The sequence below is a fragment of the Halorubrum lacusprofundi ATCC 49239 genome, assembly GCF_000022205.1.
Lineage (GTDB): Archaea > Halobacteriota > Halobacteria > Halobacteriales > Haloferacaceae > Halorubrum > Halorubrum lacusprofundi.
In genome coordinates this window covers 2200976-2220646 of the sequence record NC_012029.1, presented here as the reverse complement: position 1 = coordinate 2220646, position 19671 = coordinate 2200976, and the positions used below count along the sequence as shown (strand labels likewise).

19 protein-coding genes and 1 tRNA gene are annotated in these 19671 nt (G+C 69.2%); 8 read left to right on the top strand and 12 right to left on the bottom strand.

Annotation, left to right across the window (positions count from 1 at the left end; genetic code table 11):
* Positions 1–26: 26 nt before the first annotated feature.
* Complete coding sequence (locus tag HLAC_RS11100) at positions 27–1091, bottom strand: M20/M25/M40 family metallo-hydrolase (protein ID WP_015910932.1); 1065 nt, start codon at positions 1089–1091, stop codon at positions 27–29.
* Between the two features lie 148 nt (positions 1092–1239).
* Between HLAC_RS11100 and HLAC_RS11095 the strand changes: the two genes are divergently transcribed.
* Positions 1240–2340, top strand: a complete 1101-nt coding sequence (locus tag HLAC_RS11095; protein ID WP_015910931.1) for a zinc-dependent metalloprotease — start codon at positions 1240–1242, stop codon at positions 2338–2340.
* A 203-nt stretch (positions 2341–2543) separates the two neighbouring features.
* On the opposite strand, the gene HLAC_RS11090 is transcribed toward HLAC_RS11095, so the two are convergent.
* A complete protein-coding gene (locus tag HLAC_RS11090) occupies positions 2544–3038 on the bottom strand; it encodes a CBS domain-containing protein (RefSeq protein ID WP_015910930.1) in 495 nt (164 codons plus the stop codon).
* A 126-nt stretch (positions 3039–3164) separates the two neighbouring features.
* Between HLAC_RS11090 and HLAC_RS11085 the strand changes: the two genes are divergently transcribed.
* The gene (locus HLAC_RS11085; RefSeq protein WP_015910929.1) at positions 3165–3434 is read left to right on the top strand and encodes a hypothetical protein; all 270 of its coding nucleotides are present in this window, start codon (positions 3165–3167) and stop codon (positions 3432–3434) included.
* Between the two features lie 92 nt (positions 3435–3526).
* On the opposite strand, the gene HLAC_RS18800 is transcribed toward HLAC_RS11085, so the two are convergent.
* A tRNA-Met gene (locus tag HLAC_RS18800) sits at positions 3527–3680 on the bottom strand.
* 159 nt (positions 3681–3839) lie between these two features.
* On the opposite strand from HLAC_RS18800, the gene HLAC_RS11075 reads away from it, so the two are divergent.
* Both HLAC_RS11075 and HLAC_RS11070 read left to right on the top strand, forming a co-directional pair.
* Positions 3840–5174, top strand: coding sequence for a DUF7115 domain-containing protein (locus HLAC_RS11075; protein WP_015910928.1), 1335 nt, complete (start codon positions 3840–3842; stop codon positions 5172–5174).
* Between the two features lie 106 nt (positions 5175–5280).
* Positions 5281–6501, top strand: a complete 1221-nt coding sequence (locus tag HLAC_RS11070) for a mechanosensitive ion channel family protein (protein ID WP_170933363.1) — start codon at positions 5281–5283, stop codon at positions 6499–6501.
* Positions 6502–6535: 34 nt separating this feature from the next.
* Here HLAC_RS11070 and HLAC_RS11065 read toward each other — a convergent pair whose 3' ends face one another.
* The 3 genes from HLAC_RS11065 to mutS form a co-directional block, all read right to left on the bottom strand.
* On the bottom strand, positions 6536–7054 hold the full coding sequence (locus HLAC_RS11065; protein ID WP_015910926.1) for a hypothetical protein: 519 nt from the start codon (positions 7052–7054) through the stop codon (positions 6536–6538).
* A gap of 93 nt (positions 7055–7147) precedes the next feature.
* A complete protein-coding gene (gene mutL / locus HLAC_RS11060; RefSeq protein ID WP_015910925.1) occupies positions 7148–8902 on the bottom strand; it encodes a DNA mismatch repair endonuclease MutL in 1755 nt (584 codons plus the stop codon).
* On the bottom strand, positions 8892–11762 hold the full coding sequence (gene mutS, locus HLAC_RS11055) for a DNA mismatch repair protein MutS (RefSeq protein WP_015910924.1): 2871 nt from the start codon (positions 11760–11762) through the stop codon (positions 8892–8894). Before mutS ends, mutL begins: the two co-directional genes overlap by 11 nt.
* A gap of 110 nt (positions 11763–11872) precedes the next feature.
* Between mutS and HLAC_RS11050 the strand changes: the two genes are divergently transcribed.
* Complete coding sequence (locus HLAC_RS11050; protein WP_049933567.1) at positions 11873–12448, top strand: J domain-containing protein; 576 nt, start codon at positions 11873–11875, stop codon at positions 12446–12448.
* Between the two features lie 37 nt (positions 12449–12485).
* Here the strand turns inward: HLAC_RS11050 and mobA are convergent, their stop codons facing one another.
* Positions 12486–13175 carry a molybdenum cofactor guanylyltransferase gene (gene mobA, locus HLAC_RS11045; RefSeq protein WP_015910922.1) on the bottom strand — a complete coding sequence of 230 codons (690 nt, stop codon included), beginning with the start codon at positions 13173–13175 and terminating at the stop codon, positions 12486–12488.
* A 173-nt stretch (positions 13176–13348) separates the two neighbouring features.
* On the opposite strand from mobA, the gene pdxS reads away from it, so the two are divergent.
* The 3 genes from pdxS to HLAC_RS11030 all read left to right on the top strand — a co-directional run bounded on the left by pdxS (position 13349) and on the right by HLAC_RS11030 (position 15471).
* On the top strand, positions 13349–14257 hold the full coding sequence (gene pdxS / locus HLAC_RS11040; RefSeq protein ID WP_015910921.1) for a pyridoxal 5'-phosphate synthase lyase subunit PdxS: 909 nt from the start codon (positions 13349–13351) through the stop codon (positions 14255–14257).
* Positions 14258–14393: 136 nt separating this feature from the next.
* Positions 14394–14987 (top strand): DJ-1/PfpI family protein, encoded by a 594-nt coding sequence (locus HLAC_RS11035; RefSeq protein WP_015910920.1) that lies wholly within the window; start codon positions 14394–14396, stop codon positions 14985–14987.
* Positions 14988–15063: 76 nt separating this feature from the next.
* On the top strand, positions 15064–15471 hold the full coding sequence (locus HLAC_RS11030) for a DoxX family protein (RefSeq protein ID WP_015910919.1): 408 nt from the start codon (positions 15064–15066) through the stop codon (positions 15469–15471).
* Positions 15472–15500: 29 nt separating this feature from the next.
* Here the strand turns inward: HLAC_RS11030 and HLAC_RS11025 are convergent, their stop codons facing one another.
* The 5 genes from HLAC_RS11025 to HLAC_RS11005 form a co-directional block, all read right to left on the bottom strand.
* Positions 15501–16577: a CNNM domain-containing protein gene (locus HLAC_RS11025; RefSeq protein WP_015910918.1), complete on the bottom strand. Its 1077-nt coding sequence runs from the start codon at positions 16575–16577 to the stop codon at positions 15501–15503.
* An 84-nt stretch (positions 16578–16661) separates the two neighbouring features.
* Positions 16662–17990 (bottom strand): histidine--tRNA ligase, encoded by a 1329-nt coding sequence (gene hisS / locus HLAC_RS11020; protein WP_015910917.1) that lies wholly within the window; start codon positions 17988–17990, stop codon positions 16662–16664.
* Positions 17991–18091: 101 nt separating this feature from the next.
* Entirely contained in the window at positions 18092–18547 is a 456-nt protein-coding gene (locus HLAC_RS11015) for a ferritin-like domain-containing protein (protein WP_015910916.1), read from the bottom strand.
* A 94-nt stretch (positions 18548–18641) separates the two neighbouring features.
* Positions 18642–19235 (bottom strand): alpha hydrolase, encoded by a 594-nt coding sequence (locus HLAC_RS11010; protein ID WP_015910915.1) that lies wholly within the window; start codon positions 19233–19235, stop codon positions 18642–18644.
* On the bottom strand, positions 19236–19589 hold the full coding sequence (locus tag HLAC_RS11005) for a DNA-binding protein (protein ID WP_015910914.1): 354 nt from the start codon (positions 19587–19589) through the stop codon (positions 19236–19238).
* Positions 19590–19671: the final 82 nt, after the last annotated feature.

The following is a 19671-nucleotide window of genomic DNA, read 5'->3' as shown; positions in this document are numbered from 1 at the left end:
GCGCTCTCACCGGCGTAACGCGTCGCTCACACGTCGACGGCGAAGGGCGTGGCGTCGCCCGCGCCGTCGGCGATCGCGGCGAGGAGATCGGCGACGGCATCGAGGTCGGCGATGTCGACCACTTCGACCGGGGTGTGCATGTAGCGGTTCGGGATCGAGACGTTGAGCGACGGGACACCGCCCTGAACGGTGTAGAAGGCGTCGGCGTCGGTACCAGTTCGCGTGCCGGCCGCCTGTAGCTGTACGTCGATGTCGGCAGCGGCCGCGGCGTCGCGCGCGAGGTCGACGAGGACGGGGTGGTTCGCGCTGCCACGGGCGATCACGGGTCCGGAGCCGAGCTCGACCGGGCCTCGGTGTTCTCCGTCGACATCGGGGTTATCGGTGGCGTGAGTGACGTCGACGGCGACGAACGCGTCCACCGTCTCGAGGTCGACGCCGACCATCTGGGCGCCCTGGAGCCCGACCTCCTCCTGTACCGTGGAAATGGCGTAGACGGTGGCGTCGATGTCACGCTCGGTCGCGCGGCGGAGCCCTTCCGCGGCTGCCCACGTGCCGGTCCGGTTGTCGATACCGCGGGCGGCGATCCGGTCGCCAACCAGCTCTTCCACCTCGGTCGAGAATGTGACGGGATCGCCGATCTCGACGCACTCGCGCGCCTCTTCGGCGTCAGCCGCGCCGATGTCGACGAACTGCTCGGCGATCTTCTCGTACTCGTCTTCCGAGCGGTCCCGCAGGTGGATCGCGGTCTGACCGATCACGCCCTGCACCGGCTCGTCGGCGTGGACGGTGACGTGCTGGCCCTTCGAGACGGTGCGGTCGGAGCCGCCGATCCGGGAGATCCGCAGGAAACCGTCGTCGAGCACGTCGCGGACGATGAATCCGATCTCGTCGGCGTGGCCGGTCAGGGCGATGGTGGGCGCGTCGGGGTCGCCCTCGTGAACGGCGACGGCGTTGCCGTAGGCGTCGACGGAGACCTCGTCGGCGAAGCCGCGAACGTAGTCGGTCCAGACTCGCTGGCTCGGCGTCTCGAAGCCGGAGGGGCTAGCGGTGGCGAGTAGGTCGTTGAGGAACGCTCGCTGTGAGTCACGCATACCAGTAGCTGTCCGGCGAGCGGCAAGAAGTCGCCGATACCGGGACGGCAGCGAGGCGACGGCGGGACGGTGGCGGGGCGGAGGGTCGCTCCGATACCGCTATCGCCACTGACACAAGGGACTTGAGGCGTGCTCCCTTCCGGTCCGCATGGACATCCTCCGAAGCCTCCGGACCGTCTCCGAGGCCAGCGGGCCGGGCGTCGTCGACTGGGACCGGGCCGCGGCGGCCGCGAAGGCGAGTACCGACTCCGGATCGATCGCCCTCACCGAGGCGGAGCGAGCCGGGTACGCGGCCGACGTGCGCGACGCGCGCTCCCGTCTCCGCGAGGTCGCCGGTATCGAGTTCGACGTGCCCGACCGCATCGAGGTGCAGAACCGGCACCACTGGATCGACGCCAGCGTCGACACGTTCCGGAACGTGATGGCGCCGATCGAGGCGGCGACGACCGATTCCGACAACGAGGGGGCGGTGATCGGGGGCGGCGAGGAGCCGATCGGCGGGATCGTCGAGCCGACCGGCGGGCCCGTGGGCTTCCCGACCGGCGACCTGACGCGAGGGTTCGCGCAGGACCTCTCGCGGATCGCTAACACTGGCTCGATGGCGTTCACGCTCGGGTTCTTAGCGCGCAACGTACTCGGCCAGTATGACCCGCTCCTGTTGGCCGACGAGCCCGACGCCGACCACGGGCTCTACTTCGTCCACCCGAACATCGTCGCGGTCGCGGCGTCGCTCGACGTCGAGTACCCTCGGTTCAGGCGCTGGATCGCTTTCCACGAGGTGACGCACGCGGCGGAGTTCGGCGCGGCGCCGTGGCTCCCCGAGTACCTCGAATCGCGGGTTGAGCGCGGGATCAAGGGGCTCACCGGCGGCGACAGACTGACCGCGGGCGGGCTGCCGGTCGACGCGCTCGATACCGAGCCGTTTGCGGAGCTGCAGGCGGCGATGACGGCGGTCGAGGGGTACGCCGAGGTGCTGATGGACCGTGCTTTCGACGGCGAGTACGCCGACCTCCGCCGGAAGCTTGACGAGCGTCGGGGCGGAGGCGGCCCGGTCCAGCGGCTCGCGCGCCGGCTGCTCGGGCTCGGACTGAAGCGCCGGCAGTACGAGCGCGGCGCCACCTTCTTCCGACACGTCGCCGACGCCCGGGGGATCGAGGCGGCCGGCGCCGTCTGGGAACGTCCCGAGAACCTTCCGACGAGCGCCGAGCTTGAGGATCCCGACATGTGGCTGGTTCGAGTCGACCCCTGAACGGGGCGGGCGATCGATCGACTCTCAGTACGTGAGCGATTCGAACCGCGATAGCGACGACTATTTATAAGTGAACGAGGAGCGGCGTCGCCGGCGGCTTCGCCGCCGACGACTGGGACTTTGGAGGTGCTCACCGCGGAGAAGTCTATCACTTATAAACGAGCCGCTTAGACTCCACCGCGGTTCGACTGCACCACCGATACTCACGCCAGCCGCTTGTCTCGGAACGCCCGAATAACGTCCTGACGGGCGATGATGCCGACGAGCCGTCCATCGTCGTCGACGACCGGCACACGGTTGATGTTCGGATCGTCGCCGGAGAGTAGATCGAGTACCTCGTCGACATCGGTGTCGGGCGTCACCGTCGCCACGTCGGTGCTCATCACGTCCGAGATCAAGCGGTCGGCGTTCCGGACCATGTCGACGCCCAGATCGAGGTCGGCCCACGGGGCCTTCACCTGATAAGTGAGCGTGTCGACGAACGGCGGGAGTCCGATCGGGATCCACAGCGTCTCGTCGTCCGGCTCGAACAGGTCCACGAGGTCGGACTCGGTGACGACGCCGACCACGCGATCCTCCTCGTCGACGACGGGGAACCCGCTGAACGGGTAGCGAGCGAACTTCTTGAACGCGTCCGCCACGTCGTCGTCGGGGGCGACCGTCTTCACGTCGGATTCCATCAGCTCACGCGCTTGCATACGGTCGCCGTCGCGGCCGGGATCCGTAGGCGTTTCGACCCGGCACGCGGCGATCGGAGATGAATCCGGACGATAATCCTGTTAACAAACGGATCAGTATATGTCAGTTCGAAATGATTATCCGGTATGGACGATGCGCAGTTCCACGGTGGTGACCCGATCACCGGTCCCGCCGCAAGCGTCGACGAGGCGCACCTCCGCAGACTCGGGGCGGTGCTGTGGACGCTCGCGTTTCTCTCCGTGACCGCAGTCATCCTCTTCTCCGATGGTCGTCTCGCCGCCCTCGACTGGCGCGACGCGGCGTTTATCGCCCTACGCACGTTCGCCGGCGTCATCGCCTTTTTCGTCGTGTTTCCGGTCATTCTGGCGGCGCTGTCGGCGGTCAGACTGCGGTGATCGGGATACTGTGCGCGTTCGTCGACGGCTGTGCAAACCGCGGTTTGCACCGCTGCCGCTGTCCAATTATTTCGGTCGCGACGGAAAGAAGATGGCCGGGGTGGGCTCCGAACCCACGATCTCCGCATGTCCCAGGTCCGAGGCTCGGCGGAGCCACGGGAAGGACGCGGACGCTTCCAAGGCGTCACCGCACCGAATCTCCGAACCCTATGAGTGCGGCGCTATGTCCAGCTAAGCCACCCGGCCTCACTCTTCCGTACCGCGATGAAACCCTTTAACCTTCCCATCCGCCGGAGGGTTGCGAACCCGTGACAGAGTCTCGCGGGCGATCGGTTCCGGCTCGGTCGCTGTAGTCGCCGACGCGGACCCTGCGGATTTATGGCCGACGGGTCGGATATCCGCGATATGAGCCTTCCCGAACTGCTCGCGGGGACCGTCGGCGACGAGGAGGTCGTGGCCGAGGTCCCGCTCGGGGGAGCCGACCGACTCGCGGTCACGCCGACGCGGACGCTCGTCTATCGCGGCGACGGCCTGCTGTCGGACGAGTCGGTCGCGGAGTACTCCCACGACGTCGAGCGCATCGCGGTCTCGACGGGTCGCCGCAAGGCGAAACTCACCCTCGGCTACGGCCTCAACGGCGACGAGACAATCTCGGTACCGACCAAACGCGCCGACGACGTGCTCCACCCGGTCCTCGCGGGCGTCCTCTCCGCGACGGGCGTCACCGATCCCGGCGAGTCCGTCATCCAAACCTTCCGCTTCTCCGAGCTCACGCTCGTCGTCACCAGCGAGCGGCTCGTCAAACACGTCGGCTCCGCGGTCTGGGACGAGGAGTTCGAGGAGTTCGCCTACGCCGACATCACCGACCTCGACTTCGAGGAGGGGACCGTTGCAACCGCGGTCGTGTTGACCCACGGCGGGCGCTCCGAGCGGTTTAAAGCCCCCAACGAGTCCGCCCGGGCCGTCCGGGAGACGCTCGTCGACGCCGTCTGCGCGTACCACGGCGTCGACAGCCTCGAAGAGTTCCGCGTGACCGTCGCCGATCAGGGCGACGACGATAGCGGGGGTGTAGCCGCCGGAGACGACGGCGGGAGCACCACCGACTTCGGTGAAGGGCCCGACCCGCTGTCGGCCTCGCCGGTCGCTGACGCGGAAGCCGAAGCGGAGGCGGGGACCGAGGGCGAGTCGGCGCCGAACGCGGAGTCGGGAGGCGAGACGATGGCCAACGAGCGGCTGACGCGCGGCGGAGGGTCAGCCTCGTCGGTCGCGGAAGACACCGAGACCGCTCCGAACGCGGAGTCCGTCAAGGAGCCCGTCGACGGCCACGCGGTCGACGCCAACGATCCGCTCTCAGACGATCCGCTCGCCGACGATCCGCTCTCAGACGACCAGAACGCGGATCCGGCTTCGGGTCGGGCCGTCGACGCCGATCCGACGGCGCGGTCCGAGACCGACTTCGCGAGCGACGCCACGGGCGAGGCGACGGGGGAGGAGATCGCTCCGACCGACGCGACCGAATCCCAAGACACGACCGCGCCGGCCGACCACGTCGACCACGCCGATCCGGTCGACGCAGACGCCTTCGACGGCTCGCCGTTCGAGAGCGCCGGCGTTGAGGGTGAGGACCTCGCGACGGAGGTAGCCGAACTGCGTCACACTGTCGAACAGCAGTCTGAACGCCTCGACAGACAGTCCGCGCTCATCGAACAGCTGATCGAGGAGCTCCGGCGCGGTCGCTGACCGGGATCGGTGACTCCGGGATCGGTGACTCCGGGCTTTGCGCCCCGTTCTCTTGGGCGATAGCCGCAGGGGACCATTTTTAAACGCGAGGGAGAACCGTCGGACAGTGACCGCACAACTCGGAATGCGACTCGACGCGCTGTTGGGGAGCGTCGCGACCACGGAGGCCCGCCTCGCGGTGACCGCCGGAATCTTGCTCGTGACGCTCGCCGTCGGCTGGCTGCTCCTCCCGCGGGGCGTCCGGGCCGCAGAGCGGGTCGTGACGCACTGGCTGGAACGGTTCCTCGACGGACGGGCCGAGAGTTCGATCGAGACGCTACAGGAGGCCGTCCCGGTCTCGTTCGGGCTGCGGCTGTTCGTCGGGCTCCTCCAGCTTGTGCTGTTCGCGATTGCGGCCGTTGCAATCTTGGCGTTGTGGGGGCAGTTCGCGGTCGTGGTCGCGGTGCTTCCGGTCGCGGAGAACGCGCTCACTATCGGCGCACAGGCGCTCCTCTCCGCGGTGCTTCTCGGCGCCGCCTACGTCGGGAGCGACGTGTTAGAGGAGTACGTCGAGGACCTCTCGGCCGACAGCGACCGCATCACCGCCCACCAAGAGCAACTGCTCAGTCGAATCATGCAGGTGGGGGTGCTGGTGATCGCAGGGATAACCGTTCTCGGGATCTGGGGCGTGAACCTCGGCGGCCTCCTCGTCGGCGCCGGGTTCCTCGGGATCGTGCTCGGGATGGCGGCCCGCCAGACGCTCGGATCGCTGATCGCCGGCTTCGTGCTGATGTTCGCACGCCCGTTCGAGATCGGCGACTGGGTGGAGATCGGCGATCAGGAGGGGCTCGTCACCGAGATCACGATCATGAACACCCACATGCGGAACTTCGACGGCGAGTACGTCGTGGTGCCCAACGACCTAGTCACCAACCAGGCGATCACGAACCGGAGCCGCGAGGGTCGGCTTCGGATCCACATGGAGGTCGGAATCGGCTACGACGACGACCCCGAAGAGGCGAGCGAGATCGCCAAGGAAGTGTTAGACGAGATCGACACCATCGCCAACAACCCGAAGCCGTACGTGATCCCCTCCGGCTTCGGCGACTCCGCAATCTTGCTCGACCTCCGTTTCTGGATCGACCCGCCGACCCCGCAGGCGCGGTGGCGCTCGAAGGCGACCGCCGTTGAGGCGATCCAGCGCCGCTTCGCGGACGCGGACATCTCCATCCCGTACCCGCAGCGGACCGTCTCGTACCCGCCGGAGACGGCGGAGACAGACGAGACCGTCGAGCGTGTCGAGCGCTCGGCGAACGGCAAGGGGCGGGTGGACAACCGTCCCGCCTGAGGGCAGTGCCGCCCGGAACCGGCCCTTCGGAGGGCTACAGCTCTGAGGAGTCGGTGTAGCCGCTCGGCAGTTCGACGCCTCGCCCGGCGAACAGCTGCTCGAACCGGTCAATGCGTTGGAGGATGTAGCCGAGCGCCGCGGTGAGCGAGTCCGCGCCGATCGACAGCAGGTGGCGGGCGCCTCGGTTGCGGTCGGTGTGATAGAAGCTGATCTCTCCTTCCGGATCGGTGTTCCGCTCCGGCATCACCACTAACTCCTGTCTGGTGGGGCCGTGCCGGAAGACGAGCACGTCGGTGAGCGTGTCGCTCCCGTAGGTGACCATGTCGTGTTGCACGTCCCACTTCGGCGGCGTCCGGTCGTCGAGCGCGTCCGTGTCGACGACGTTTCGCATCGTCGTAGCCGTCGAGACGGCCTCCAAGTCCGACCCCGCTCGACTCCGGAGCCAGTCGAGGAGTCGCTTGACGAGGTCACGGAGGCCGTCCGGCGCCGCGAACCGACCGCCGGACCGCTCGCGCGGCAGCGACCCTCGGGTCGGCTCGATCGGCTCGTCCATGCGAACACTCCTGCTCCGGTCGTGTTAATAGATACCGGTCGACAATTCCGAATCGACCGAGTGCGACGTCGTCCCCGAACCAAGCCGGTTCCGCTATCGGTCTCGCCCGAACCCGGCTGCGAACGTCGCTTCGTCCACCGAAAGAACGGTCGGCCGACCGTGCGGACACGCGTACGGGCGGTCGCACTCGCCGAGCCGATCGAGCAGCGATCGCAGCTCCTCCGCATCAAGATCCCCGATCTCGCCGCGCTTCAGCGACGGGTGACACGCCAGATCGGCGAGCAGCGTTTCGCGGGCGTCCCGCGGCGACGCCCCGCCTGAGAGGGTCGCGAGCGCATCGCGGAACGCGGTCGCGTCGACCGCGTGCCCGAACGGCGCCGGGACGGTCCGGAGCCTGACGGTCCCCCCGCCGAACGGCTCCGTCTCGAACCCGAGTGCGGCGAGGGCGTCGGCGTGCGCCTCCGCGGCCGCCGCCTCGTCGGCCGACAGCGAGACGGCCACCGGCGGGTCGAGGTCGGCGGTCGGCACCGCCTCGCCATCGAACGCCCGGGCGAGCCACTCGTAGTTCACGCGCTCGTGGGCGGCGTGGCCGTCGACCACGAGCAGCTCGTCGCCGGCCTCGACGAGGAGGTAGAGGTCGCAGAACGTCCCGATCGGGTCCGCGTCCGCAAACGTCGCCAGGCGCTCGCCCTCCTCGCCACCGACCGGCTCTAACGCCCCGTCGAGTCCCGTCTCGACCTCGGCTTTCCGCCGGAGGTCGGCACCCGTGAGCGCGTCGGCGACGACCGACTCGACAGCGTCCGCGACCGCGTCGGCGTCGCGGAGCCCGACCTCCCGCTTCGCCGGGTGAACGTTCGGGTCCACGCGGGCGGGCTGCAGCGACACGTCGATGGTTGCCACCGGCTCGCGGCCGTCAGGGAGCAGGCGGCCGTATCCCGCTCGGACCGCGGCCGCGAGCCGGTCGTTCCGGACCGGGCGCCCGTTCACCGAGACTCGAACGTGGTCCCGAGAAGAACGCGTTACCGAGGGATACGCGAGGGCGCCGGCGACCTCGACCGCGGTCGACGCGGCCCCGTCTCCTCCGACGCCTCCCCCCTCTCTCTCGATCTCGACGCTCGCCGCGATCTCCGTCGAGCGGCTCGCGGTCTCGCGGTCGTACACGCCGAGCAGCGCCTCCGTGATCCCGGACCCGGGCGTCGACAGCGTCCGCGACCCGTCGTGATCCAGCGTGAACGCCACTCCGGGGTTCGCGAGCGCGTAGTCAGCGACCAGCGAGGAGACCCGCGCGAACTCGGCCGCCGACCCCGCCAGCGACTCCCGACGCGCGGGTCGGGTCGCGAACAGATCCTCGACGACGACGGTGGTGCCGCGGGCGCGTCCGGCGTCGGTGACGGCGGGACCGTCCGAATCGAGGTCGCTCGCCGCCCCGCCGACGACCACCCGCGTCCCGACCGGGTCGCCGTCGCTGGTGACGAGTTCGAGCCGCGCGGCCTCGGCGATCGCCGCCAGCGCCTCGCCGCGGAAGCCGAGCGAGCCGACGCCGACCGGGTCGCCGTCGGGTGCGAGCTTGCTCGTCGCGTGGCGCTCGACGGCGAGTCGGGCGTCCTCGCGACTCATTCCGCGGCCGTCGTCGTCGACCCGGATCCGGTCGGTGCCGTCGCCCTCGACCGCGACCTCGACCCGCGAGGCGCCGGCGTCGAGCGCGTTGTCGATCAGTTCGCCGACGACTCGGGCGGGACGAGTGACTACCTCGCCGGCGGCGATCCGGTCGACGGTGGCGGGATCGAGCCGGCGGACGCGGTCCGGGGTTCCCGCTCCCCCGCCGGCAGTGCGCTCCTCACCCGTCATCGTCGGCTCGCGACTGGAGGTCGTGGAGGGCGTTCAGCGCCTCTATTGGCGTCATCCGGGCGAGGTCGAGATCGCGGAGATCGGCGGTCAGGTCGCTTTCGGCGTCGACTCCGGCCCGATCGTCTGCGGTCGGGGTGTCGATATTGCCGTCCGTGTCGCTCGCGTTTGGAACGTCGTCGCTCGCGCTCGGGGTGTCGTCGGCGTCGTCGCCCGCGCTCTCCTCGGCGAGGAACTCGCGGAGCGAAACGCTGTCCGGCTTCTCCTCCTCGGCCGGTGCGTCCCGCCCATCCGACTCGTCGTCCTCCGACGCGGCTTCGCTGTCAGGGGAGCCACCCGCAGTGTCGGCGGTCACCAGCGAACGGGACCGCTCGACGACGGGCGCCGGCACGCCGGCGAGTTCGGCGACCTCGACGCCGTACGAGGAAGAGGAGGCGCCGGGGACGATCCGGTGGAGGAACGTCACGTCGCCGTCCTCGCGGGTCGCCGTGAAGTGGAGGTTGAAGACGCGCTCGCGCTCAGCCGCGAGGTCGGTCAGGTCGTGGTAGTGGGTGGCAAAGATGGCGGTCGCGCCGAGCTCGTCGTGGATGAACTCGGCGGCCGCGCGGGCGATGGCCCGCCCGTCGGTCGTGGCGGTACCGCGGCCCACCTCGTCGAGGAGGACGAGGGAGTCCGGGCCGGCGTCGTGGAGGATCTCGGTCAGCTCGCTCATCTCGCGCATGAACGTCGACTGGCCGCCGGCGATGTCGTCGGAGGCGCCGACGCGGGTGAACAGCCGGTCGAAGACGGGGAGCGAGGCCGCCTGCGCGGGGACGAACGAGCCGGTCTGCGCTAACACGACCGCGAGCGCGACCGACCGCATGTACGTTGACTTCCCGCTCATGTTCGGCCCCGTGATAACCGCGATCGACCCGCGCGGGAGGTCCGCGTCGTTCGGGACGAACGACTCCTCGGCGCGCTCGACGACCGGGTGGCGGCCCCCTTCGATCTCGACGCCGGCGTTCGTATCGGAAGCGGGTTCGTCGACGATCTCCGGGCGGACGTAGTCGTACTCGACGGCGACGGTCGCCAGCGAGCGGAGCGCGTCGATCTCGGCGATCGCGTCCGCGAGCCCCTGTATCCGTTCCGTCTCGCTCCCGACGCGCTCGCGCACGTCGACGAACAGCTCGTACTCCAAGGCGTCCGCGCGCTCCGCGGCGCCGACGATCTCCTCTTCGCGCTCCTTCAGTTCGGGCGTGTAGTAGCGCTCGCTGTTCTTCAGCGTCTGTCGGCGGCGGTAGTCGTCGGGGACGCGGTCGAGGTTGGCGTCGGTCACCTCGATGTAGTAGCCGTGGACCTGATTGTGGCCGACCGACAGCGAGTCGATCCCGGTGCGCTCGCGCTCGCTCGCCTCCAAGTCTGCGACCCACTCGCGCCCCTCGCGCTCGGTGGCGCGGAGGGCGTCGAGGTCGTCGTCGAACCCCTCGCCGATCACGCCGCCCTCGGTGATCTCCGGCGGGGGGTTTGCGGCGATAGCGTCGTCGATCAGCTCGCGGACCTCGGTCAGCTCGTCGAGGCGGTCGCGGAGGTCGCGGAGGTGGTCGGTGCGGGGGCGGTCGGCGTCGGTTCCGCCCTCTCTATCGTCCCCACCGTTCCCCCCCGCCAGCGTCGCCTTCAGATCCGGCACGACCGCGAGCGTCGCGTGCAGCGAGCGCAGGTCGCGAGCGTCGGCCCGTCCGCGGGAGATCCGTCCGACGAGGCGTTCGAGGTCGTAGGCGGCCGCGAGCGCGTCGGCGACTCCCTCACGGACGAGGGTGCGATCGGCCAGCTCGCCGACCGCGTCGTGGCGGCTCCGGATCGCGTCGGCGTCGACGAGCGGGCGACGGAGCCACCGTTCTAAACACCGCCGGCCGAGCGCGCACCTCGTCTCGTCGAGCGCGTCGAACAGGGTGTCGCTCGCGCCCAGTCCGCGGTTCTCGAACAGTTCGAGGCTGCGCTGGGCCGCCGCGTCGAGCCGGAGCCGGTCGCGCGGGTCGTACCGCCGGATCCGGGTAACGTACGAGAGCGGGCCGTCGTCGCCCTGCGTGTACTCGGCGTACGCGAGCACGGCGCCAGCCGCACGTAGCTCGGCGTCGCCGTCAAACCGGCGGTCGGGCGCGGGGAGGTACGGCTCCAGTCGTTCGATCGCGGCTCGCCGCTCGAAAACGCCGGAATCGTACTCGTGGACCGTCCAGCCGCGCTCGGCGTCGGCCGGCTTGAAGTCGGGGGTGTCCGGTCCCGCGATCAGCTCGGCGGGTGCGATCCGGTCGAGCTCCTCCGCGACCGTGTCGCGGTCGCCCGCGGTGACGAGACACTCGCCGGTCGAGACGTCGACGGCGGCGAGGCCGACGGGGGCCGGCTCGGGGGCGTCGTCGCTCTCGCCGTCCTCGCCTCCGCCCGCCACCGCCGCCACGTAGTTCGTCGTCCCCGCCTCCAGCAGCTCGTCTTCGACGACGGTCCCGGGAGTGATCACCTCGGTGACGGCGCGGTCGACGAGCCCGGACGCCTGCTCGGCGTCTTCGACCTGATCGCCGAGGGCGACGCGGTAGCCGGCATCGAGGAGCGATCCGAGGTAGGGCGCGGCGTTGTCGATGGGGATCCCGGCCATCGGGTAGTCGCCGGTGGAGTCGGAGCGCTCCGTCAGCGTCACCTCGCAGACGCCGGCGACCGCCTCGGCCGCCTCGCAGAACGCCTCGTAGAAGTCGCCGACCTGGAACAACACGAGGGCGTCCTCGTGGGCTGCACACAGGTCGGCGTACTGCGAGAGCATCGGTGTCAGCTCCTCGCGGGCGGCGGCGATCCCCGGCGGGAGCCCGGTCACCGTCTCGTGGTCCGCAGTCGGCATACCACGAGTCCGGTCGCCCGTGGGGATAAACGGTGCGGAGGCGGTCGGTTCCCGCGCCGAACCACCCGCCGCGCCCGAGCGCTTACAACGCTGGAACCCCGAGAGAACCCGTGACAAATCGCGCGATCGTCGTCGGCATGGCAGCGACGTTCATCGGGCTGACGGCCCTGTTGCTGGTCGCCGGAGTCGTCGTCTCCCCCGTCCTGTTGGCGGTCGCCGTTCCGTTCGGTATCGTCGCGTACTTCCTGTGGTATCACGCCAGCGGCCGGCTCCGTGATCGCGTTCAACGCGAGGCCGCGCGAGCGGGACCCGGAGAGCGCGCTCGGGCCCGCCAGCGGGCGAGAGCCGCCGAACACCGCCGGTCGGCGTACCGGTCGGCCGGTGCGACGGGCGATAGATTCGGCCGCGGGGCGGCGGGAAATGCCCGTGGTCGCAGGGCTCGGTCGGCGGCTGGGGCCGGAGGAGCCGGCGGCGGTGCCGGCGACCCCCGCGATCGCGCCCCGCCGACGAGCGGGATGTCCGAACGCGAGGCCTACGAGACGCTCGGGCTCAACCGGACCGCCGATCGAGAGACGATCCGGTCCACCTACCGAGAGCGGGCGAAGCGGCTCCATCCAGACGGGGAGGACGGCGACGAGACGGCGTTCAAGGAGCTGAACGAGGCGTACGAGCTGTTGACGAACTGATCGCGGCCCTCCGCGAGTTCACTTCTCCGGCCTTCGATCACCGGGCGTCGGCATCGTCGAGCGCCTCCCCGATCGCGGTCTCCGCCTCCGCAAGCTCCGCTTGCGTGTTGACGTTCGTGAACGTGTGTGCCGTGGTGCGCTCGCGGATCTCCGCGTCGCCGACGACGACGCAGTCGAGGTCGTCGAGCGGCGCCAGCACCTTCCGGTCGCCGCGGGCGAGGGCCCGATCGCAGGCGGCCGCCATCGGCTCTGCGCGGTAGACCGCCTGTGTCGTCTGGAGCCAGCGGTCGTCGAGCCGGGCGATCGCCGCCTCGTGGCCCGCGGCGTCGGCGGCGAGCCCCGCCAGAAAACTCGGGTCGACGAACGGCATGTCGCAGGCGACGACGGCGACGTACTCGCCCGAGGCGGCTCGACAGGCGTTCCGAATGCCCGCGACCGGTCCGAGGTCGGGCTCGTCGTCGACCGCCCAGCGGAGCGGAAGCGGGAGGCCGTCGAGCGCGTCTCCGATCGCTTCTCGCTGATCGGGCCGACAATTTATCACGAATTCGTCGACGACCGGGTCGCCGCCGGCGGCGCGCTCGGCGCCCGGCGGGACGGGATCGTCGTCGCCGGCCAGTCGGTCTGCGACGCGGCGGATCATCGGAACCCCCGCAAGCGGGGCGACGGCCTTGTCTCGGTCGCCGAAGCGCGTCGAGCGCCCCCCGGCGAGGATGGCTCCGGTGGTCACGGGTCGTCTCTCGGTGCCGAGGGACTTCGCGGTTGCGGTCGGTCAAGCAGAGTGGTCGTCGAGACAGCGACCGGGATGGAAACCGCGAGCGAAGCGCCCCGTTTTCGATCCCCGTAGCGCCGTAACCTCCGGTAAAGCGACCCGTTAAGTGGTCGGCGGTCCACCGATCGGACATGCCAGAGGCCACGGATCTGGAGGAGCTGAAGCGGGGAACCGACCTGGTCAAGCGCGGCTTCGCGCGGATGCAAAAAGGTGGGGTCATCATGGACGTCGTCACGCGCGAGCAGGCCCGAATCGCGGAGGATACCGGTGCGGTCGCGGTGATGGCGCTCGAGGCCGTCCCGGCCGATATCCGCAAGCGCGGCGGCGTCGCGCGGATGCCCGACCCCGAGAACGTCACCGAGATCATCGACGAAGTGTCGATCCCGGTGATGGGGAAATCCCGGATCGGCCACCGAAAGGAGGCGGAGATCCTGGAGTCGCTCGGCGTCGACATGATCGACGAGTCGGAGGTGCTCACGCCCGCCGACGACGAGTACCACACCGACAAACGCGACTTCGCGTCCCCGTTCGTCTGCGGCGCACGCGACCTCCCCGAGGCGCTCCGGCGCATCCGCGAGGGCGCGGCGATGATCCGGACGAAGGGCGAGGCCGGCACCGGCGACGTGAATCAGGCCGTCAAACACCAGCGCACCATCAAAACTCAGATCCGGACGCTCACCGGCCTCAACCACGAGGAGCGCGAGAAGTGGGCCCGCGAACACGGCGCCCCCCGTGACCTGGTCCACGAGACCGCCGAGGCCGGTCGCCTCCCGGTCGTCAACTTCGCGGCCGGCGGCATCGCGACGCCCGCCGACGCCGCGCTGATGATGTACCACGGCTGTGACGGCATCTTCGTCGGGTCCGGCATTTTCGGCGCGGAGGACCCCGAGGCGATGGGCACGGCGATCGTCGAGGCCGTCAACAACTGGGACGACCCCGACGAGCTCGCCGACATCGCCTCCGGCATCGGCAAGGGGATGAAGGGCCAGTCGAACGAGGACCTGCCCGACGAGGAGAAGCTGCAGGGCCGCGGCGTTTAAATATGGGTTTATAAGCGGATCGACGAAGGCGATCGCGTCCTCCTCGCGCGCGTTCCGCCGATGTTCGTGACGTGTGGTACCGCTCGCCAGTATCGTTATCTGTCCGCGAAGCGTACGTTCCTGTGGTGTTGTATACATGACAGGACAACAGATACTGATGATCGTCGGCGACTTCGGCGAGGACTACGAGATCATGGTCCCGTTTCAGGCGCTGCAGGCGGTCGGCCACGAGGTCCACGCGGTCTGCCCGGAGAAGGAGGACGGAGAGACGGTCAAGACCGCGATCCACGACTTTCGGGGCGACCAGACGTATCTGGAGACTCGCGGCCACGACTTCGCGCTCACGCACGGGTTCGACGAGATCGACCCGGCCGACTACGACGCGCTCGTCGTTCCCGGCGGACGCGCCCCCGAGTACCTCCGCGGCTACGACGAGGTGCTCGACACAGTGCGGCACTTCTTCGAGGCCGATAAGCCGGTCGCGTCGATCTGTCACGGTCCGCAGATCCTCGCGGCGGCCGGCGTGCTCGACGGCTACGAGATGACGGCGTACCCCGCGGTCAGGCCCGAGGTCGAGGCCGCGGGCTGCTCGTGGGTCGACGGCGTGACCACCGACGGGAACCTCGTCACCGGGCAGGCGTGGCCCGACCACCCCGAGTGGATCGCGCAGTTCCTCGACCTTCTCGGCACCGAGATTGAGCATGACGCGCCCGCCGCGACCGCGGACTGACCGATTCTCCGGTGGCAGTCATCCGTCGCCGCCGGCCGCACCGCTTTTTATGGTGCATGCTACCGTTGATCGACCCATGAGCGACGACGAAACCACGGAGGAGACGGAGCGGATCGACCGCGGCGCGCCCTCGCGGATCGGCCGCGTCCTGCTCGGAGTCGGCCTCGCCGCGCAGGCCTCGGAGGACTTCCGCGACATGGAGGACACGATCGAGTACGCGGAGTCGGCGGGGGTGCCGGAGCCCGACCTCGCGGCCCCGTTCGCATCCGGGATGATGGTGGCCGCGGGCGTCGGTATCGCCCTCTGGCGGCTCCCGCGAGTCGCGACCGGTGCGGCCGTCGCCTTCCTAACGGTGGTGACGGCGACGATGCACGACTTCTGGAACGCCGACGAGGACGACAAAAGCGGCGAGCGGCTCGCCTTCTTCGGCAACCTCGCGATGTTAGGCGGTGCGCTCGTGTTCCTCCGGGAGGCGTTCAAGTGAGGGCGTCGACCCGCCGGCCGCCGGACTACTTATAAATTGTCCGCGTCCAGCGGGTCTTCGAGCTGTCCCATCACCGCCTCCATGGCGTCGGTCGCGGTGATCAGCCCGACCACCTCGCCGTCCTCGATGACGAGTGCGAGCTCCTGCGACTCCGCCTGGAACTGGTCGAAGGCGTCGCTAACGCTCGTCATCGCCGAAATCGCCATCGGTGGGGCGGCGAGTTCGGCGAAGGTCGTCTCTTCTCGCCGGAGCGCCTCGAAGTTGGAGATGATCGAGGGAGCGTAGACGATCCCCTCGAAGTCGGTCATCTCGTCGCCCACGAGCGGGAAGCGACTGTGCGGGGTGTCGCGGATCCGGTCGAGATTCTCTTCGACTGACGCCGCCGTCGACAGCGAGACGATCTCGTCGGCCGGCGTCAGCACCTCCCGCACGGCGAGCTCGTCGACGTCGAGCGCGTTGAGGACTTCCTCGCGGCGCTCCTCGGGAAGATCGACCTCTTTCATCATCGACCCGAGGCGGGCGCGAAGCTGGGTGCGGGTCTCCAACACCTCGCCTTCGGTCTCGGTCCACGAGCCGGTCATCTCGACGCCGAACAGCCGGAGCGTCGCCTTCGCGACCCAGTCGCCGAACTTGATCACCGGCGAGATGAGCCACGCGAACCAGTACAGCGGCCGGGCGCCGTACTGGGCCACCTGCTTCGAGCGTTCGACGCCGAGGTACGTCGGCGTCTGCTCGCCGTGCGTGAGGTGGGCCATGTTGATGAGCAGGAACGCCAACAGCGAGCCCGCGCCGGCGGACGCGAACGTCGTATTCTCGACGAGCGGGGCGAACAGCGCCGCGATCCCCGGCTCCGCGACGATACCGAGCGCGATGCTGGTCCCGGAGATCCACACCTGACAGGTCGTCAGGTAGAACTCCAGGTCGTCCGTCATCTCCCAGGCGCGCCGCAGTCCGGGCGTGTCCATCTCCGACTCGGGATACTGACGGAGCCGCGTCAGCCCGAACTCGATCGCCACGAAGTACGCGTTGATCAGGATGAGGGCGACGCCGGCGGCGACGCGGAGGGCGATCTCGCCGGGAGGAATCGCTGTCACGGGCGGGACCATCGTCTCCACGGTCCCACTGTGTGGTTAAAAATTGTTGAGGCCGGCCGACCGGCGGTCGGGGAGGCGGACTGGCGCGCCGGAGCGCTACTCGTAGTCCTCGTAGGTCGGGAGCTCCTCTCCCCCTTCGGGCGGGAACTCCTCGACCGGAACGGTCGTCTCGTCGCCGCTCGCCATGTCCTTCACGGTGTACTCGCCGTTCTCCAAGTCGCGCTCACCGACGACGACCACCGTCTCCGCGTTGATCGAGTCGGCGTAACCGAGCTGCGCGCCGAACGACCGGCCGGAGACGTCCTGTTCGACGACCACGTCGTCGCCGAGCGCGCGGAGATCGCGTGCGAGCGCGGTCGCCTCCGAGCGCGTGTCGCCCACGCTGAGCACGTAGTAGTCGGTCGTCAGCTCCTCGTCGGGCCACACGCCGGCGCGCTGACAGAGCAACGAGAGGGGGGCGTGACCGGGCGCGACCCCGACCGCGGGGGTGGGTTGGCCGCCGAAGCTCTCGATGAGGTCGTCGTAGCGCCCGCCGCCGAAGACGGAGCGGGACACCTCGCCGGTGGAGTCGAAGCATTCGAAGACGACGCCGGTGTAGTAGTCGAGCCCGCGGGCGGTCGTCAGCGAGACCTCACAGAACGCTCCGGCGCCGAAGTCGTCGGCGGCGGCGAGCACGTTCCGGAGGTTCTCGACTGCCGCCTCGACATCCTCGCCGCCGGCCTCGGCGACCGCGTCAAGGTCGTCGACGGTCTCCACGTCCGAGATGAGGTCGTCGAACTCCTGGGCGGTCGCGCGGTCCAGCCCGGCATCTGAGAGGAGCCCGAGGTACTCGCCGTCGTCGACCTTCGCGCGCTTGTCGACCGCGCGGATCGCGGCCTTCGTGTCGACCGCGTCGGGGTCGGCCGCGAGCGCCCGAACCAGCCCACCGAGGATGTCGCGGTGGGAGACGCGGAACTCGAAGTCGTCATTGGTGAGCCCCAGATCCGTGAGCGCATCGGCAGCCACCGCCAGCACCTCGGCGTCGGCCTCGGGCGCCGACGAGCCGAACACGTCGATGTTCGTCTGGTAGAACTCGCGGAACCGACCCTGTTGGACCTGTTCGTAGCGCCAGAACGGGCGGGTGGACATCCACTTGATGGGCTTCGAGAGCTCTTGGCCCTTCGCGACCACCATCCGGGCGACGGTCGGCGTGAGCTCCGGGGTCATCGAGACGCCGCGGCCGCCCTTATCCTCGAAGGCGTACAGCTCCTCGACGATCTCCTCGCCGGACTTGTCGACGTACATTTCTGTCCGTTCGAGCGCGGGGGTGGCGATCTCTCGGAAGCCGTACCGACTCGCGGCGTCCTCGATCGCGTCCGTCACCTCGCGGCGGGCCGACTGCTCGCCGGGGTAGAAATCGCGGAATCCCTTGAGGCCGTCGTACATGCACGTCGGTTCGGCGAGCGCCCGCTTGAAAGCATCCTTTCGGGGCGGGGGCCGCGGTCGCTGATGCGCGGATCGCGCTCGACGAGACGCGGCTCCCTCGTCTAGTCCTGTTGGTACTCCTTCTGGAATCCGCGGAACTCGGTCCGATGGGCCTCCTCGTCGGAGAGGAGCGTCACGGCGAGGTCCTCGGAGACCGGATCGTCCGCGTCCTCGGCGGCGTCGATCAGATCGTGGTACGTCGCGATCGCGCCCTCCTCGGCGTCGAGCACGCCGTTGATAACCGCCAGTACGTCGGTCGAGTCCTCGGGCGGCTGTAGCGAGTCCTGCTTGGCCGTGAACTCGGCCGATCCCGGGGGCCGCGCATCGAGCTGTTTGAGCCGCTGCCCCAGCTGTTCGGCGTGTCCGAGCTCCTCTTGGACATCCTGTTTCAGACTCTCTTTGATCTCCTCGGCGCGGACGCCGTCGAGGACGATGGCGTTTGTCTGGTAGTTCATCACGGTCTCGATCTCATCGGCGTACGCCGTTTTGAGCAGCTCGACGACTCGTTCAGATGACATACTCGACCCTACGAGCGCGGGGCCAAAAGTCGTTCCGGCGGTCCCGAGGTCACGAGAACTTGTCGGTCGCGTGCCGGATCGACGCGCGGATCGATCAGTCGTTCCGGCCGTGTACGTACGTCTGGTTGTGGTCCGGGAACACCTCGCTGACGGTCTCCTCACCGTGTTCGTCGGCGATGAGCGTCCGGAGCTCGTCCTCGTAGTCGGCCTTGGGAACCTCCTCGCTCGGCCCCTGCTGGACGTCGAACGTCTCCTCGACGAGGCGGTCGACGGCGTGGCGACCGAACCCCGAAAGCGGGGAGATGTAGTCGACGGCGTGGCGATCCTCCAGGCTCTGCGCTTGCGCGCGCGACACCGTGGGGACCCGGTCGTCGCGGCGCGTGCCGTCGGCAATCGCGTCAGCGTCGCGGCTCGCGATCGTCTCTAAGGCGTGCTCGTGGACGCGCTGGATCCCGTTTCGGGGGTAGCCGTCGTCGATCATCGTCTGGATCGCCTCCTCGGCGACGCCGCGGTCGAGCTCGACGCGCTCGAAGGGGAAGCCCAGCTCCGCGGCCGCGCGCTCGGCGTGCTTCCAGTCGTCCGTGAGCCCGAAGCTGCCGGTGACGCAGCGCACGTCGTAGAACCGGTCGAGCAGGTGGGCGGCGAGCGAGGAGTCTTTCCCCCCGCTGTACAGCAGCGCGAGCTCCATCTATCGCCGCCGAATGTCGAAGCTCTGCTGGTCGGGTTGGAGTTCCTTCAGGAGGTCGCGCATCTGGTCTTCGTCGATCTGTCCCTGGATCCGGCCGCTCTGTGCGAGTGCCGCGACCTGCTGTTTCACCTTATCACCGAACTCCGGCTTCGACATCGCGACCGCGTTGAGCCGCTGGCGCGCGCCGTCGGTGAGGTACTGTTTGAGCACGGCCTCCTGTTGCGCCTCGGCGCGCTGTTGGGCCTCCTGTTGCGCCTCGGCGTCGGCGCCGCCGCCCTGTTCGCGCTCGCGAAGCTCCTGCATCTTCTTCTCTCGCAGCTCTTCGAGCCGTTCGTCGTCGGGGTTCTCACTCATATGCACCCGTTCTCGGTCCGCGCGAAAAACGATTTCGGAGGGATCTGTGTTGAGGGGGCCCAAGCAGTGCCGAACGAGGGCC

Bases quoted from the DNA above. Each gene is read 5' to 3' on its own strand.
- HLAC_RS11005 (WP_015910914.1), bottom strand. From the start codon at position 19,589: ATGAGTGAGAACCCCGACGACGAACGGCTCGAAGAGCTGCGAGAGAAG.
- HLAC_RS11035 (WP_015910920.1), top strand. From the start codon at position 14,394: ATGACAGGACAACAGATACTGATGATCGTCGGCGACTTCGGCGAGGAC.
- pdxS (WP_015910921.1), top strand. From the start codon at position 13,349: ATGCCAGAGGCCACGGATCTGGAGGAGCTGAAGCGGGGAACCGACCTG.
- HLAC_RS11025 (WP_015910918.1), bottom strand. From the start codon at position 16,577: ATGGTCCCGCCCGTGACAGCGATTCCTCCCGGCGAGATCGCCCTCCGC.
- mutS (WP_015910924.1), bottom strand. From the start codon at position 11,762: ATGCCGACTGCGGACCACGAGACGGTGACCGGGCTCCCGCCGGGGATC.
- HLAC_RS11100 (WP_015910932.1), bottom strand. From the start codon at position 1,091: ATGCGTGACTCACAGCGAGCGTTCCTCAACGACCTACTCGCCACCGCT.
- mutL (WP_015910925.1), bottom strand. From the start codon at position 8,902: ATGACGGGTGAGGAGCGCACTGCCGGCGGGGGAGCGGGAACCCCGGAC.
- HLAC_RS11015 (WP_015910916.1), bottom strand. From the start codon at position 18,547: ATGTCATCTGAACGAGTCGTCGAGCTGCTCAAAACGGCGTACGCCGAT.
- HLAC_RS11010 (WP_015910915.1), bottom strand. From the start codon at position 19,235: ATGGAGCTCGCGCTGCTGTACAGCGGGGGGAAAGACTCCTCGCTCGCC.
- HLAC_RS11075 (WP_015910928.1), top strand. From the start codon at position 3,840: ATGAGCCTTCCCGAACTGCTCGCGGGGACCGTCGGCGACGAGGAGGTC.
- hisS (WP_015910917.1), bottom strand. From the start codon at position 17,990: ATGTACGACGGCCTCAAGGGATTCCGCGATTTCTACCCCGGCGAGCAG.
- HLAC_RS11030 (WP_015910919.1), top strand. From the start codon at position 15,064: ATGAGCGACGACGAAACCACGGAGGAGACGGAGCGGATCGACCGCGGC.
- HLAC_RS11085 (WP_015910929.1), top strand. From the start codon at position 3,165: ATGGACGATGCGCAGTTCCACGGTGGTGACCCGATCACCGGTCCCGCC.
- HLAC_RS11065 (WP_015910926.1), bottom strand. From the start codon at position 7,054: ATGGACGAGCCGATCGAGCCGACCCGAGGGTCGCTGCCGCGCGAGCGG.
- HLAC_RS11095 (WP_015910931.1), top strand. From the start codon at position 1,240: ATGGACATCCTCCGAAGCCTCCGGACCGTCTCCGAGGCCAGCGGGCCG.
- HLAC_RS11090 (WP_015910930.1), bottom strand. From the start codon at position 3,038: ATGCAAGCGCGTGAGCTGATGGAATCCGACGTGAAGACGGTCGCCCCC.